Raw genomic sequence first — 14,810 nt, 5'->3', positions numbered from 1 at the left:
ACTGGACCGGATCGGGCAGCTGGGACGCGGTGGTCGGTCGGCGGTGGGCGGTCACGGGATCACCGGCCGGACCTCGGCGAAGTGACAGGCACTGGGGTGGCCGTGGCCGAAGCGGTCGACGAGCGCCGGCTCCTCCTCGGCGCAGATCTGCTGGGCCTTGGGGCAGCGGGTGCGGAAGTTGCACCCCGAGGGCGGGTTGGCCGGGCTGGGCACGTCGCCGGTGAGGATGATCCGCTCCCGGGCGCCCCGCTTGGTGGGGTCGGGGATGGGCACCGCCGACAGCAGGGCCTGCGTGTAGGGGTGGGTGGGGTTGCGGTAGATGTCCGCCCGGTTCCCGATCTCCACGATCTTGCCGAGGTACATGACGGCGACGCGGGCCGAGATGTGCCGGACGACCGAGAGGTCGTGGGCGATGAACACGAACGCCAGACCCAGTCGCGCCTGCAGTTCCTGGAGCAGGTTGACGACCTGGGCCTGGATCGACACGTCCAGCGCGGAGACCGGCTCGTCGAGCACGAGGACCTGCGGGTCCAGGGCCAGTGCCCGGGCGATGCCGATGCGCTGACGCTGCCCACCCGAGAACTCGTGCGGGTAGCGGTCGGCCTGCTCGGTGCTGAGCCCGACGGCCGCCAGCAGGTCGTCGACCCGGGACTGCAGCTCACGGCCGGAGGCCAGGCCGTGGATCCGCAGCGGCTCGCCGACTATCGCGCGCACGGTCATCCGCGGGTTGAGGGAGGTGTAGGGGTCCTGGAAGACGAACTGCATGTCCCGGCGGACGGCCTTCATCTGCGACCGGCTCAACCCGGTGATGTCCCTGCCCTTGAACACGACCTTCCCGGCGGTGGGCTCGAGCAGCTTCACCAGGGTGCGGCCGGTGGTGGTCTTGCCGCAGCCGGACTCCCCCACCAGGCCGAGCGTCTCGCCGGCGGTCAGCGTGAAGCTCACGCCGTCCACCGCGTAGACGGTGCCGACCTCCCGCCTGGTCACCCCGCCGCGGATCGGGAAGTGGGTCTTCAGGTCCTCGACCCGCAGGATCTCCTCGCCACCGCCCTCCTCGTGCGGACCCGACGTCGGCGCGGTCGGCGCGGAGCCGTCCCGGGCACTCACGGCGCACCGTTCCCCGCGTCGGTGCCCATGGCCCGCGCCGCCACGGCCATCTCGGCGGGGACCTCCTCGGAGAAGTGGCAGGCAGCCCGCTGCCCGCCGCCGACCTCGTACAGCGGCGGCACCTGCGTGCGGCAGACGTCGCGGCCCTTCGACACCCGGCACCGGGGGTGGAAGGAGCACCCCGTCGGCAGGTCGATGAGGCTGGGCGGCGACCCGGGGATGGGATCGAGCCGCTCCAGCTCGACGTCCAGCCGGGGCAGGCTGGTCATCAGCCCGAGCGTGTAGGGGTGCCGGGGCGCAGCGAAGACCGACAGGACGTCGGCCACCTCCACGACCTTGCCGCCGTACATGACGATCACCCGGTCCGCGTGCTCGGCGATCAGGCCGAGGTCGTGGGTGATCAGGATGGTCGCCGCGTCGGTCCGCTCCTGCGCGGTCCGCAGCACGTCGAGCACCTGGGCCTGGATCGTCACGTCCAACGCGGTGGTCGGCTCGTCGGCGATGAGGACCTTCGGGTCGTTGGCGATGGCCATCGCGATCATCGCCCGCTGGCGCATGCCCCCCGAGTGCTCGTGCGGGTACTGGTCGTAGCGGCCTTCGGGGTTCGGGACGCCGACCATGGTGAGCAGCTCGATGCTGCGGGCCCGCGCCTGCTCCCGGCTCAGCCCGCGGTCGTGCAGCTGCAGCGCCTCGGCGATCTGCTGTCCGACGGTGAGCACGGGGTTCAGGCTGGTCATCGGGTCCTGGAAGATCATCCCGATCTGGCTGCCGCGCAGCTGCCGCAGGACCCGGGCCGACATGGTGAGCAGGTCCCGGCCGTCGAAGAGGATCTCCCCCGCCACGATCCGCCCGGGCGGGCTCTGGACCAGCCCCAGGATCGACATCGCGGTGACGCTCTTCCCCGACCCCGACTCGCCGACCACTCCCAGCGTCTCACCGGGGTAGAGGTCCCAGCTGACGTCGTTGACGGCCTTCACCACTCCGGCCGGGGTGACGAATTCCGTCGTCAGGCCCCGGATGGAGAGAACGGGACTGCTCACAAACAGCGCCTCCTCGACCGATCCGTGGCTGAAAGCTAGGCCACGGGGACGCCTTCTGGGAGACATCCGGACATCGGCGGCGGGTTGTCGCATCCTGTGGTCGGGATCACACCGATCGTGGATGGACGGCGCCGACCTCGGACGTCGCCGGTCAGGTCGCGGGCGGCACGGGCTCCCGCCAGACGTCCATCGGCACGGTCGCCACCGCCCGCCCCGCCAGGTCGAGCAGGCGCCCCATCCGCTTGACGGAGCGCAGCACGACCAACCGGTCGACCACGTCGACCTCCGGCACCTGGTGCAGCAGGTCCTGCTCGAAGCGGTGCACCTCCTCGAGCGAGGACAGCCACGCGGTGACCAGCATGCTCGGCGTACCGGCGAGAGTGGCGGACAGCCGCACCTGCCGCAGCCGACCCAGCCGCGCGGCGACGTCGTCCAGGCGGCTGGCCGGCGCGTCGGCCGACAGGACCACCATGACCGGGAGTCCAGCCAGCGGCGCGGCCACGTCGGTGCGGAGCAGGACCGCACCGGAGCTGATCAGGCGGTCGACCCGGCGCCGCGCGGTCGGCTGGCTGATGCCGGTCAGCTGGGCGAGCGTGGCGAAGGAGGCCCGGCCGTCCTCGCCGAGTGCCGACATCAGGTCCCGGTCCACCTCGTCCAGGACGGCCGGACGGATCGCCGGCATCGCGCCGTTGTGCCCGGTCGAGGGGAGGACCCCGAGCCGCCAGGTGCTGCCCTCGGCGTGGAGCCGGGTCGCGATCCGGGCCCGGGTCCCGGTCACACCGGGCACCCGGTCCAGCCGCTCGAGCAGGTAGCGCCCCAGGGTGGGCAGGTCGACGGCCGCCACGGTCAGCAGCAGGTCCCGCCCGCCCGCGGTGATGTCCACCGACAGGGCGTGTGCGTCGCCGGCCAGTTCCTGCGCGACCCGGGTCTTCTCGCTGGGCAGGCACGTCACGTCGACGTAGGCCAGCACCTGGGCGTGGTAGGACCCCGGTCCGGGGGTGCCGGTGATCCAGGCCGCGCCCGTGGACCGCAGCCGCTCCCAGCGCCGCGACGCGGTGACGGCATTGGTGCCGACCACGTCGGCCACCGAGGTCCACGGCGCCCGGGGATCGCGCTGCAGCGCCTCGACGAGGGCCAGGTCGTCCTCGCCCAGGTCAACCGATTCCAGCATCCGACGACCCTCCCATGACGGATGGTTGCAATTGGCCGACGAGATCGTGGCGGAGTTCTACCGTCCCGGAGAGGCGAGCTGGAGGAGGGTGCGTGACCCGGTCAGAGGCACTGCGCGAGGACGCCCGCGCCATGCAGGGCGATCTGGTGGAACTGCGGCACCAGTTGCACCGTCGTCCCGAGGTGGGGTTGCACCTGCCCCGGACACAGGAGGCCGTGCTCACCGCACTGGACGGCCTGGACCTGGAGGTGTCGACCGGCACGTCCACGACGTCGGTGACCGCGGTGCTGCGCGGCGGGCGGCCGGGACCGGCGGTCCTGCTGCGCGGGGACATGGACGCCCTCCCCGTCCAGGAGGAGACCGGGCTGGACTTCAGCAGCGAGATCGACGGGGTGATGCACGCGTGCGGGCACGACCTGCACACCGCGATGCTGGTGGGCGCGGCGCGACTGCTGCACGCGCACCGCGCCGGGCTGGCCGGGGACGTGGTGTTCATGTTCCAGCCCGGCGAGGAGGGATGGGACGGCGCCGGCCACATGCTCGCCGAGGGCGTCCTGGACGCGGCCGGGTCGCGGGTGTCGTCGGCCTACGGCATGCACGTGATGTCGGCGATGAACCCCCTGGGGCAGTTCACCACCCGGCCGGGCACGCTGATGGCCGCCAGCGACGAGCTCCGGGTGACCGTGCGGGGGGCGGGCGGCCACGGCTCCGCGCCACACCTGGCGAAGGACCCGATCACGGTGGCCGCGCAGCTGGTCGGCGACCTGCAGACGATGGTGACCCGCACGTTCGACGTCTTCGACCCGGTGATCCTGACCGTGGGCGTGTTCCAGGCCGGGACCAAGCGCAACATCATCCCGGACGAGGCGACCTTCCAGGCGACGGTCCGCACCTTCTCCCCCCAGGCCAGGGACAGGATGCGCGAGGCGTCGGTGCAGCTGTGCGAGTCGGTGGCCGCCGGCTACGGCGTGGAGGCCGACGTGCAGTACCTCGCCGAGTACCCGCTGACCGTCAACGACCCCGTCCACACCGCGTTCGCCGCGGAGGTGGCGGCCGAGGTCTTCGGCGAGGACCGGTACGCCCCGAAGGTCTACCCGCAGTCGGGCTCCGAGGACTTCTCCCGGGTGCTGGAGGAGGTGCCCGGCTGCTACCTGTTCCTCGGCGCCGCGGTGGGCGAGGACTTCGCGAGCGCACCCAACAACCACAGCCCGCGGGCGCAGTTCAGCGACGACGTGCTGTCCGACGGAGTGCTCCTGCACGCGGAGCTGGCCGCACGCGCCCTGGATCGGGACGCCGCCGCGGCGGGCTGAGCCGGGATCTCCCGGCCCCGGTGCACCACCGGGGCCGGGACGAGCCTGACTACTCGCAGCCGACACCGTCGCCGTCGCGGTCCAGGTGGCGACCGTAGCCGGGGTCGCCCGAGCGGACCGGGGCCGCGCCGGCGGCACGTGCCGCGGAGCAGTTGGCGTAGGAGACGCTGCTCGACACCTGCGGCTCGCGCTCGACCAGCGGCGCGCTGCCGGTGCCGGACGAGGCGGAGCCGGACGACGAGGACGACGAGCCGCCGGAGCTGGTGCGGCTGGTGGCCGCCTGCTCGGCCGCGCGCAGCGCGCTCTCGCGGGCGATGAGGCCCTGCTCCCGCTGGTCGAGCGCCGTGGCGCGCTGGCTGATCGCCGCGGTCTGCTCCTCGATCCGGGCCTGCGCCGCCGCGGCCGCAGCCCGGACCTGCTCCTCGGCCGCGGCCACCTCGTCGCCCAGCGCGCCGGCCTCGGTCTGGGCGGTGTCGAGTTCTGCCCGCAGGGACTGGTACTGCGGGGTGGTGGTCGGGTCGGCCTGGCCACCGGCCCCGCCGACGCCGATGCCGAGCAGGAAGGCCAGCAGCGGGACGGCCCACCGCAGCCACCTGCGAGGCTTCCGCGCGCGCCCGTCGCCGGGCGGCTGCGCGGGCAGCTGCATCGTCCGGGTCGTCGGCACGGGCCTCGGGCCCCGGGTGCCCGGGTCGGTCGGCATCATCGGTGGTCCCCCGTTCTGAGAAGTGCAACGGCACGGTACGTGCGCGTCGGCTCCCCGGTGTGCCGGCCGACCGGAGCCGCGACGGCTGGGTCGGGTGGTGCGGCTGAGCCGGTAGCAGAACCGGGCGGACGGCGGCGTCGGCCGTGTGGACGGGCGCCCTCCTGTGGACGGCGGCTCCTCCCGACGGAGGCCGCGGCCAGGGTCCCGGGCATGACGACTCCCCCGCTCGCCCAGGTCCCCGTCCGCTCGGCCGCCGAGCTGACCCGGCGCTGGGCCGACCTGCTCGACCCGCCGGTCTTCGCCGCCCGCAGCCTCTGGCTGTCGTGGCTGCACGAGGACGGCACCGCGCTGCCGGTGGTCATGCCGGTGGACGACGTGCCACGGGTGCCGGACCTGCCCACCCTGCGCGGGCTGGCGCACCTGCACGAGGCCGTGGCCGAGCACTCCCCCGACCTCACCCACCTCGCGATGGCGCTCTGCCGCCCCGGGCGCGCCGTGGTCACCGCCGCGGACGACGAGTGGGCCGAGGGGCTGCACACCGTCCTCGACGACGCCATCGGGAGCAGCTGGAGCCTGCACCTGGCCGCGGGCGGCCAGGTGGTCCCGGTCGTCGAGCCCCCGACGTGGCGGCCGCCGGCCGGGTGAGCCGGAGGTCGAGGACTGCCGGCGCACGGTGGACCCGGCCGCCGCGTCGTCCACCCGACCGCGCAGCACGCCACGCCGGCGCAGGGCCCTCGACGGCGCGGCTCGGGCCGGCGTCGAGCAGGCTGGGGAGGTGGCTGCCGGTCCGCCCCTGTCCCTGCCCAGCGCCGGACCGGACCCGGTGCCCTGGGACACCGCGCTCGCAGCGGTGCTCGGGTACGCGCGGGGACGGCGGGCGCTGTGGTTCCGCTCTCCGGGCCACCCGGAGGGTCGGTGGGTGCGGGTCCCGGCCTTCGGCTACGAGCGCTTCGACTGCCGCCCGCCGGTCGCCGGACCGCTGGGCGACGACGACGTCCTCGTCGCCGAGGGGCTGCACGGCCGCCTCGACCCGGCGGGCTGGGCCGCGGTCCGCTCCGCGCTCGACGAGGTCGGCTCGCTGGCCGACGCCGTGGCCGTGCGGGCGGACGGGCGGACGTTCTGGGAGCTCCCGACCGGGGAGCTGTCGGTGCTGGAGGAGCCGGGCACGGTCGGCGCCGGTCTGCGGGCGGTCGGCCGGCACGGTCCCGGGCAGCACCGGGCCCACCTCCTCGCGGCGCTGCACCACCGGCGCCCGGACCTCGTGCCGCTGAGCGGCAGCGCCACCCGCCGCCAGTTGCTGCCCCACGTCGAGGAGGGCGACAGCGGGGTCGAGGCGGTCGTGCACCGGGAACTGCTGGTCAACGCCGAGGCCTTCGGCGCGCTCGAGGCCGCGGCGTCCGGAGCGCTGACCGCGACCGGGGGCGTCCGGCTCACCCGGCTGCGGCTGCACGACGTCCTGGTCTGGCTCAGCGGCAGCCTCCGGCTGGCGCACGCCGTCGCCCTCGGCAGGCAGACCCCGGAGTGGGCGGCGCGCCGGGCCTGACCGCTCAGACGACGCGGATGCGCAGCCGGCGGAACCCGCGGCCCTTGTTCTCCATCTTGGTCACCTCGATCCGGCCGACCATCGCCGTCGAGGCGACGTGCGTGCCGCCGTCGGCCTGCAGGTCCAGGCCGACGATGTCGACGATCCGGACCTCCTCGATGTCGGGCGGCAACAGGTCGGTCGCCGTCCGGATCAGGTCGGGGATGGCGTAGGCCTCCGCACGCGGCAGCGTCCGCACCTCGATGCGCCGGTCCGCGGCGATCTCGGCGTTGACCGCCTCGGCCACGCGGTCCTTGAAGTCGGCCGGCACCTCGGCCAGGTCGAAGTCCATGCGCGCGGTCAGCGGCTCCATGTTGCCGCCGGTGACCTTCGCGCCGAAGTCGCGCAGGACGACGCCGGTGAGCACGTGCAGGCCCGAGTGCGTCCGCATCAGCGCCGTCCGCCGCTCGTCGTCGAGCGCCCCGCGGACGGCGGTGCCCGGCGGCGGCACCGGATCGCCCTCCACCGGGATCAGGTACAGCTCGTCGCCCTTGCGGGTGCCGGCGATGCGCGTGCGGACACCGCCCCACAGCAGCACCCCCTCGTCGGGCGGCTGCCCGCCGCCGCCCGGGTAGAAGGCGCTGCGGTCCAGGACGATGCCCTGCTCGGGATCGGCCGCGACGACCGTCGCGTCCCACTCCCGGACGCTGGCGTCGGTCAGGTCGAGGCGATGGGTGTGCCCGTGGGAGTCGCCGGCGGTGGTCATCCCGGCATGCTGCCGGGTCCGGGCGGGCGGCGGCCACCGTCGGGCCGCCCTCGGTACCGGACGGGACGACGAGGGACCTGCGCCCTCCCCGGGGGGAGCGGCTCGAGCCCGGGCGGCGGCCGGGGGGCGAGCGGCCGTCGGGAGGACCGTGCAGGTGCACGCGGAGACCGTGGTGTTGCCGGTCCTGGGTGCGGTCGCGGTGATCGTCGGGGTGCCCAGCAGCACGACGACGTGGACGGCCAGGTGATCGCGAGCCTCCGTGCGCGGCTGACCACCCGGCTCGACCGCTACCGACGGCGGCTGGACCTCCTGCAGAGCGCCGAGGGCGGGGAGATCCCCATGTCCCCGCAGTACGAGGAGATCGTCGTCCCGGCGCGGGCGCACCGGGACATTGCCTGCCGGCCCGGGCGCGAGGACGCTGGGGGCCGCGGCGATGCTGCCGGAACACCGTTGTCCGGGACCCCATCGCCCTGGAGGAATCGCCCTGGAGAGGAGCGGGAACGTGTACGCACGCTCGACCACCATCCGCGGCAACCCGCGATCCGTCGACCGTGGGATCGACTACGTCCGCGACGAGGTGATGCCCGCCGTCCGGGGCATGGACGGCTGCGTCGGCCTGTCCATGCTCGCCGACCACGAGTCCGGGATGTGCATCGTGACGACGTCCTGGCGGGACCGGGAGGCGATGCAGGCCAGTGCCGAGGGGGTCCGGCCGCTGCGCGACCGGGCGAGGGAGGTCTTCGGCGGCGAGGTCGAGGCGCACGAGTGGGAGGTGTCGGCCATGCACCGCCGGCACGAGGCCCACCACGGCGCCTGCACACGGGTGACCTGGCTGCGCGGCGACCCCGACGACATGGACGGCAGCATCGACGCCTTCCGCATGAGCCTCATGCCGCGGCTGGACGACCTCGCCGGCTTCTGCAGCGTCAGCCTCATGACCTCCGCCGCGGAGGGCATGGCCGTCTCCGCGGTCACCTACGACAGCCTGGAGGACATGGTCGAGACCCGGGAGAACGCCCGCGCGCTGCGCGACGAGTTCGCGCCGGCGCTCGGCCTGGCCGTCGAGGACGTCCGGGAGTTCGACCTCGTCCTCGCCCACCTACGGGTCCCCGAGACCGCGTGAGCGCCGCAGAACGGGCCGGGGTCGCCCCCGCCGGCCCCCGCGCGGAGAGGAGGCAGCCCGTGCACGCCCGCACCGTCACCGTCCGCGGCGACCCGAAGGCGGTCGAGGACGGCGTCGCCTTCCTGCGGGACAGGGTCATGCCGGCCGTCGAGGGCCTCCCCGGCTACGTGGGGCTGTCGATGCTCGCCGACCGCGACTCGGGCCGCTGCATCGCCACCACGTCGTGGGCCGACGAGGCCGCGATGTCCGCGACCGGCGAGCAGCTGCGGCCGCTGCGGGCCCGGTTCGCCCAGATCCTGGGCGGGCCACCGGAGCTGCAGTCGTGGGAGATCGCCGTCCTGCACCGGGTGCACGAGGCGCCGGACGGTGCCTGCACCCGGGTCACCTGGCTGCGCACCGACCCCGACCGGGTGGAGCAGGTCCTCGACGCCTACCGGCTGAGCCTGCTGCCCCGGCTGGAGGAGATGGACGGCTTCTGCAGCGCCAGCCTGCTCGTCGACCGATGGGAGGGGCGGGGCGCCGGATCGGTCACCTACGCCGACCGGGAGAGCCTGGAGCGCTCCCGCACCGACGCCACCGCCGTCCGGGAGGAGTTCGCCGCCGCGATGGGCAGCCGGATCCTCGAGGTCGCCGAGTTCGACCTGGTGCTCGCCCACCTGCGGGTGCCCGAGACCGCGTGACCGCCAGGGGCCGGCCGGGTCGCCCCGGCCGGCCCCTGGCGGCCTCCTGCAGGGGGCCCGCCGCCGGCCCCGTCCAGGGCACCGCCCCGAGCGCGCCAAGAGCGGGGAGGACGGGGTCCTGCGGCGGTGGGGGCAGGGAGGTCCTTCTTCAGACCACCCGGGTCAGGGCCGGCCAGAGGTCGTCGCCGCCTCGGGCGAGCAGCCCCACGCCGAGCACCTGCGACCAGGTCAGCTCCGACCCGGCCTCGTCGCGCCAGGACCACAGCCGCCGCGTCAGGTGGTGCAGCTTGTGCTCGTGGGTGAACCCGATCGCGCCGTGCACCTGGTGCGCCAGCCGGGCCACCACCTCGACCGCCGCCCCGGCACGCACCTTCGCCGCCGCCGCGGCCAGGACGACGTCGTCCCCCCGGTCGAGGGCCTGCACGGCGGCGTCGGTCAGCGCGGTCACCGCGGTGACCTCGCCGGCCATCTCCGCCAGCTCCATCTGCACCGCCTGGAACCTGCCCAGCGGCCGGCCGAACTGGTGCCGCTCCCCGGCGTACTGCACGGTCCAGGCCAGCACCCGCTCCAGCGCCGCGGCCAGCTGCACCGCCCGCGTCAGCGCGAACCGAGCCCGCACCTCCCCGGTCCTCGCCGGGGTCAGCAGCGCTCCGGCCGCCGGCGCACCGCCGAGCACCAGCGAGCCGCGCGGCTCCCCCGCCAGGTTGCGCGCGTCGCTGGTCGCCAGCCCCTCGGCGTCGACCAGCGCCAGCACCGCGCCCTCGATGCCCTCGGGCGCCGCCGCGAGGACCGCGACGTGCCGCGCCACCCCGGCCCAGGCGACGTCGGTCGCGGTGCCGGTGAGCTGCCAGCGCCCCGGCCCGTCGCCGTCGTCCACCGGCTCGGCGGTGACCGCGCCGGCGACCGCGAGGGTCAGCGGCTCGGCCGGGTCGGGCAGGTCCAGGCCGGCGGCCAGCAGCGCCGGCCCGGCGGCCAGCAGCTGCTCGGCCACCGGCACCGCCCCGGCACCGGCGGCCAGCGTACGGACGACAGCCACCGCGTCGGCCAGCTCGCCACCCGACCCGCCGGCCTCCTCGGGCAGCCCGACGCCGGTCAGCCCGGCCTCGGCCAGGTCGGCCCACAGCCCGGCGTCCCACGCGGTGTCCGCGGTGAGCGCGAACGGCTCGTGCGCCGACAGGATGTCGCGGACGGTCTCGACCACCAGGTCCTGGTCCGATGCCATCAGCGCAGCACCCCCCGCTCCACTCCGGCCCCGTTCCGCTTCTCGGTCCATGCCCCGGTCGCCCCGGCGGTCGCTCCGCTCCTCGACGGGCTCCGGGTATCTCCCCGCGATGCTCGCTCGGCTGTCGTCATCGCAGCCCCAGCCCGCGCGCCACGATCCCCCGCAGGATCTCGTTGGTCCCGCCCCGCAGCGTGTAGCCCGGCGCGTGCAGCTGCGCCTCGGCGAGCGCCCGCCCCAGTGGATCGGGCGAGTCGAGGGACGGCGTCACCTCGACCACCCGGCGGATCTCGTCGACGACGTCGGCCTCGAACGTCGTCCCCACGTCCTTGACCAGCGCCGCGGGGATGTCGGGCAGCTCGCCGCGGTCCAGCGCCGCGGCGATCCGCAGCGAGAGCTGGCGCAGCGCCAGCAGCCGCGCCGAGAGCCGGCCGAGGGCGCCCAGCTGCGCCGCGTCCCCGGTGTCACAGGCGCGCCGGGCGAACTCGGCGAGCAGCGGGTAGGTCGACAGGAACCGCTCCGGGCCGGACCGCTCGAACGCCAGCTCCGCGGTGACCTGGTGCCAGCCGGCGCCCTCCTCCCCGAGCAGCATGTCGCCGGGGACGACGACGTCCTCGAAGACCACCTCGTTGAAGTGGTGGCCGCCGTCGAGGATGCGGATCGGGTTGATGGTGATGCCGGGCAGCGACAGGTCCACCAGCAGCTGGGACAGCCCCGCGTGCCGGTTCGCCGGATCGGCCGGTGAGGTGCGCACCAGGACGATCCCGTAGTGCGAGAAGTGGGCGTTCGACGTCCACACCTTGGCGCCGTTGACCACCCAGTCGCCGTCACCGTTGCGCGCGGCGCGGGTGCGGATGGAGGCCAGGTCCGAGCCGGAGTCCGGCTCGCTCATGCCGATGACGAAGTAGCACTCCCCCGCGGCGATCCTCGGCAGGATCTCCTGCCGCTGCTCCTCGGTGCCGTAGCGCAGCAGGTTCGGGCCGGACTGCCGGTCGGCGATCCAGTGCGCCGCCACCGGGGCGCCGGCGGCCAGCAGCTCCTCGGTCACCGCGTAGCGCTCCATCGCCGAGCGCTCGTGCCCGCCGTACTGCTTCGGCCAGGTCATCCCCAGCCAGCCGCGCCGGCCCAGCTTCCGCGAGAACTCCGGGTCGACGCCGGACAGCCAGGTGTCGACGTGGGTGGTGAAGGTGCCGGCGGCCAGCTCCTCGGCCAGGAACTCCCGCACCTGGGTGCGGACCTCCTCGGCGGCCTGGGACGGCGGCGCGGGCGCCAGGGTCAGCGGGCTGCTCATGCGGTGCGACTCCCCACGTCGGTGTGGCTGTGCCCTCTGGTTGTACAGGGCGACGCCGTGGGCAGCACGGCAGACTCCGGTCGGGATCACGGGGGCGTTGCCGGGACCGGCGGGGCGTCGTCGCGGATCGCGGCAACGACCCCGTGATCAACTCGGGGACGGCGGCGGCGGCGACGGCGGGGATGACGACGGCGGGTCGGGCGGCGCCTGCTCCTCGTCGTCGTCGGCCGTGTCGTCGTCGGCCGTGTCGTCGTCCTCGGTACCGCGGGTGAGCTGGCGCAGCTCGGCGACGACGTCCCCGGCCACCGTCGCCAGCGAGGTGACCGCGCCGGTGACCAGCCGGCGCACCCCGAGGGCGTCCAGGCCGAGCAGCGCGCCGAACCCGGCGGCGACGTCCACCCCGGGGAGAGCGCCGGGCGAGCCGACCGCCCGCGCCTGTCCGTCGGCCAGCTCCGGTGACCACCGCATCGCGTCGCCGGACATCGTGATGTCGCCGGTGGCCCCGTCGATCGACTCGGTCACCGGGTTGGGTGGACGCTCCATGGCCGCCTCCCGCGCCGCACGTGCCCCTGCGCCGATGGTGGCCCTCGCAGGCCCGGGGGTCTAGGGGGACCGGGTGATCGCCAGCAGGGCCACGTCGTCGGCGCGCAGCCCGCTCGCCAGCTCGGCCAGCAGCCGGTCGCACAGCTCGTCGGGGTCGTTCGTGCCGGCCCGCACCGCGGCGTCCATCAGCGTCGCCAGGCCCCGGTCGAGGTCGGCGTCCCGGCTCTCCACCAGCCCGTCGGTGTAGAGCAGCAGCGTCGCACCGGGGGCGAGCACCCCGGCCCACTCCACCGCGGGACCCGGCGCCGGCGGTGCGCCCAGCATCCGGCTGGGCCGCACGTCGAGCAGCTCCGCCTTCCCACCGGCGACCAGCAGCGGTGCCAGGTGCCCTGCGGAGGCAATCCGCAGCCGGCCGGTCTCCGGGTCGAGCACCGCGAACAGGGCGGTGGCCATCAGCTGCAGACCCAGCAGCGACCACCCCGCCTGCAGCCGGTCGATGACCGCGCTCGGCGGCGGCCGGTCGGCCAGCAGCGCCCGGTAGACGCTGCGCAGCTGGCCCATCACCGCCGCGGCGCGGATGTCGTGCCCGACGACGTCCCCGACCGCCAGCGCCACCTGCCCGCCCGGCAGCGGGACGACGTCGTAGAAGTCGCCGCCCACGTCCGCGCCGCGGCTGGCCGGCAGGTACCGGACGGCGACCGCCAGCCCGGGCACCGGTGGTGGGGCCGGGGGCAGCAGGTTGGCCTGCAGCGTGTGCGACGTCCGGGTCTCCAGCTCCAGGCGCTGCGCCTTGTCCACCACCTGCGACACCTGCAGCGCCAACTGCTCGGCCACCTCCACGTCGGCCGGCGTGAACGCCCCGCGCCGCCGGTCGCTGCCCAGGCTGAGGACGCCGAGGACGCGCCCGTCGGCCACCAACGGCACGCAGACGAGGTTGACCAGCTCGAGGGCGCGGGCGACCGCCAGGTGGTCCTCGTCCACGGTGATCTGCGCGAGCCAGCGGTCGGTCACCTCGCGGATCCACACCGTCCGGCCCAGGTCCAGGGCCTGCACGGCCGGGTGCGGCGACTCGCGACTCGGCAGCTGCCGCTCCCGCAGCGCGGCGGCCAGGTCCTGCCGCGACGGGTCGCCGTGCCGGGCGGCCGCCCGCACCAGGCCGTGCTCGCCGGCCAGGTCGATGACGCAGACGTCGGCCAGCCGCGGCACCGCCAGCTCGGCCAGCCGCTCCGCGGTCTCGGTGACGTCCCCGGCCGAGGCCATGAGGCGGGCCGCGTCGAGCAGGAACGCCGAGCGCTCCGCCTGCCGCGCGGTCTCCTCGTACAGCCGCACCCGCTCGACGGCCTGTCCCGCCTGGCGGCCGACGGTGGCCAGCAGGTCGGCGTCGGCCTGCACCAGCTGCCCCCGCTCGCCCGGCGGGGTGAGGTCGATCAGGCCGGTGTCCCCGGTCACCCCGAGCATCAGCACGAGCGCGCCCAGGTGGCGGGAGTCGGCGTCCACCGGGACGACGACCAGTGCCTCCTGCCCGTGCTCCTCCATCGTGGCGGCCAGTCCCGGCCACACCGACCGCAGCCCCGCCCCTCGTGGCACGGTGTGCACGCCGCCGTCGCGTACCAGCTCCGCGCCGCCGAACGCCGCGGCCTCCATCGCCTCCAGCAGCTCGGGGGCGATCCCGTCGGCGGCGGCGAGCTCCAGCGGCGGCATCGACGGCTCGGCCCGCCGGTCGGCCCGCCGCTCGGTGGCCAGCCACAGTGCCGCGCCGCTGGCCCCGACCGCCTCCCGGCTGCGCCGCACGATCACCTCGGCCACGTCGCGCGCCGAGGACGCCGCCGACAGCTCCGAGACGACCTGCTGCAGCGTGTGCGCCCGGCGCTCGGACTCCGCCGCCGCGCGCTGTGCCGCCAGCAGCGCCCGCTCGTACCGGCGCCGGGACGTCGCCTCGAACACCGTCGCCCGCACCAGCAGCGGCGCGCCGCTGTCGTCGCGCACCTCGACCGCGTTGAGCAGACACGGCAGCAGCGAGCCGTCGGCGCGGACGACGTCGAGCGCGACCTCCCGCACCATGCCCTGCATCCGCAGCAGCGGCGCCAGGTGGGTCTCGTAGAACACCCGGCCGCCGATGCTGAGCAACTCCTGGAAGCGCAGTCCGACCAGGTCGCCGACCGGCCGCCCGGTCCACTCGCAGAAGGTGCGGTTGGCCTTGACGAGCTGCCCGTCGGGGAGCGCGGAGAAGTAGCCGCAGGGGGCGTTCTCGTACAGGTCGGCCGGGTCGTCCTCCAGCAGCCGGCGCAGCCCGGCAGGACCCTCGCGGGGGTCCGGTCGCCGCGGCTCGTCCATG

General features: G+C 75.1%; 14 protein-coding genes. 5 read left to right on the top strand and 9 right to left on the bottom strand.

What is annotated here, in order from left to right; genetic code table 11:
- Positions 1-51: 51 nt before the first annotated feature.
- The 3 genes from BUB17_RS08120 to BUB17_RS08110 all read right to left on the bottom strand — a co-directional run bounded on the left by BUB17_RS08120 (position 52) and on the right by BUB17_RS08110 (position 3,318).
- Positions 52-1,107, bottom strand: a complete 1,056-nt coding sequence (locus BUB17_RS08120) for an ABC transporter ATP-binding protein (RefSeq protein ID WP_083606164.1) — start codon at positions 1,105-1,107, stop codon at positions 52-54.
- The gene (locus BUB17_RS08115; RefSeq protein WP_244277047.1) at positions 1,104-2,147 is read right to left on the bottom strand and encodes an ABC transporter ATP-binding protein; all 1,044 of its coding nucleotides are present in this window, start codon (positions 2,145-2,147) and stop codon (positions 1,104-1,106) included. The genes BUB17_RS08120 and BUB17_RS08115 overlap by 4 nt, the downstream gene beginning before the upstream one ends.
- A 151-nt stretch (positions 2,148-2,298) precedes the next feature.
- Positions 2,299-3,318 carry an Lrp/AsnC family transcriptional regulator gene (locus BUB17_RS08110; RefSeq protein WP_072916150.1) on the bottom strand — a complete coding sequence of 340 codons (1,020 nt, stop codon included), beginning with the start codon at positions 3,316-3,318 and terminating at the stop codon, positions 2,299-2,301.
- 92 nt (positions 3,319-3,410) lie between these two features.
- On the opposite strand from BUB17_RS08110, the gene BUB17_RS08105 reads away from it, so the two are divergent.
- Positions 3,411-4,628, top strand: coding sequence for a M20 metallopeptidase family protein (locus BUB17_RS08105; protein WP_244277045.1), 1,218 nt, complete (start codon positions 3,411-3,413; stop codon positions 4,626-4,628).
- 49 nt (positions 4,629-4,677) lie between these two features.
- Here the strand turns inward: BUB17_RS08105 and BUB17_RS27400 are convergent, their stop codons facing one another.
- Positions 4,678-5,274 carry an excalibur calcium-binding domain-containing protein gene (locus BUB17_RS27400; protein WP_244277043.1) on the bottom strand — a complete coding sequence of 199 codons (597 nt, stop codon included), beginning with the start codon at positions 5,272-5,274 and terminating at the stop codon, positions 4,678-4,680.
- 267 nt (positions 5,275-5,541) lie between these two features.
- On the opposite strand from BUB17_RS27400, the gene BUB17_RS08095 reads away from it, so the two are divergent.
- Both BUB17_RS08095 and BUB17_RS08090 read left to right on the top strand, forming a co-directional pair.
- The gene (locus BUB17_RS08095) at positions 5,542-5,976 is read left to right on the top strand and encodes a hypothetical protein (protein ID WP_072916149.1); all 435 of its coding nucleotides are present in this window, start codon (positions 5,542-5,544) and stop codon (positions 5,974-5,976) included.
- Between the two features lie 130 nt (positions 5,977-6,106).
- Positions 6,107-6,874, top strand: coding sequence for a hypothetical protein (locus BUB17_RS08090; RefSeq protein ID WP_072916578.1), 768 nt, complete (start codon positions 6,107-6,109; stop codon positions 6,872-6,874).
- Positions 6,875-6,878: 4 nt separating this feature from the next.
- On the opposite strand, the gene BUB17_RS08085 is transcribed toward BUB17_RS08090, so the two are convergent.
- Positions 6,879-7,619 carry an alanyl-tRNA editing protein gene (locus BUB17_RS08085; RefSeq protein WP_072916146.1) on the bottom strand — a complete coding sequence of 247 codons (741 nt, stop codon included), beginning with the start codon at positions 7,617-7,619 and terminating at the stop codon, positions 6,879-6,881.
- A 502-nt stretch (positions 7,620-8,121) separates the two neighbouring features.
- Here BUB17_RS08085 and BUB17_RS08080 point away from each other — a divergent pair.
- Both BUB17_RS08080 and BUB17_RS08075 read left to right on the top strand, forming a co-directional pair.
- A complete protein-coding gene (locus tag BUB17_RS08080) occupies positions 8,122-8,742 on the top strand; it encodes a hypothetical protein (RefSeq protein WP_072916144.1) in 621 nt (206 codons plus the stop codon).
- Between the two features lie 59 nt (positions 8,743-8,801).
- A complete protein-coding gene (locus BUB17_RS08075) occupies positions 8,802-9,422 on the top strand; it encodes a hypothetical protein (protein ID WP_072916141.1) in 621 nt (206 codons plus the stop codon).
- Positions 9,423-9,570: 148 nt separating this feature from the next.
- Here the strand turns inward: BUB17_RS08075 and BUB17_RS08070 are convergent, their stop codons facing one another.
- From BUB17_RS08070 to BUB17_RS08055, 4 genes are all read right to left on the bottom strand, one after another.
- Positions 9,571-10,644: an acyl-CoA dehydrogenase family protein gene (locus tag BUB17_RS08070; RefSeq protein WP_072916139.1), complete on the bottom strand. Its 1,074-nt coding sequence runs from the start codon at positions 10,642-10,644 to the stop codon at positions 9,571-9,573.
- Positions 10,645-10,771: 127 nt separating this feature from the next.
- Positions 10,772-11,932 carry an acyl-CoA dehydrogenase family protein gene (locus BUB17_RS08065; protein ID WP_072916136.1) on the bottom strand — a complete coding sequence of 387 codons (1,161 nt, stop codon included), beginning with the start codon at positions 11,930-11,932 and terminating at the stop codon, positions 10,772-10,774.
- 147 nt (positions 11,933-12,079) lie between these two features.
- Positions 12,080-12,475, bottom strand: coding sequence for a hypothetical protein (locus BUB17_RS08060; protein ID WP_072916134.1), 396 nt, complete (start codon positions 12,473-12,475; stop codon positions 12,080-12,082).
- 60 nt (positions 12,476-12,535) lie between these two features.
- Entirely contained in the window at positions 12,536-14,809 is a 2,274-nt protein-coding gene (locus BUB17_RS08055) for a SpoIIE family protein phosphatase (RefSeq protein WP_072916131.1), read from the bottom strand.
- Position 14,810: the final 1 nt, after the last annotated feature.

It is taken from the genome of Geodermatophilus obscurus (assembly GCF_900143215.1).
GTDB lineage: Bacteria > Actinomycetota > Actinomycetes > Mycobacteriales > Geodermatophilaceae > Geodermatophilus > Geodermatophilus obscurus_A.
This window is presented reverse-complemented; position numbering and strand designations above follow the sequence as displayed.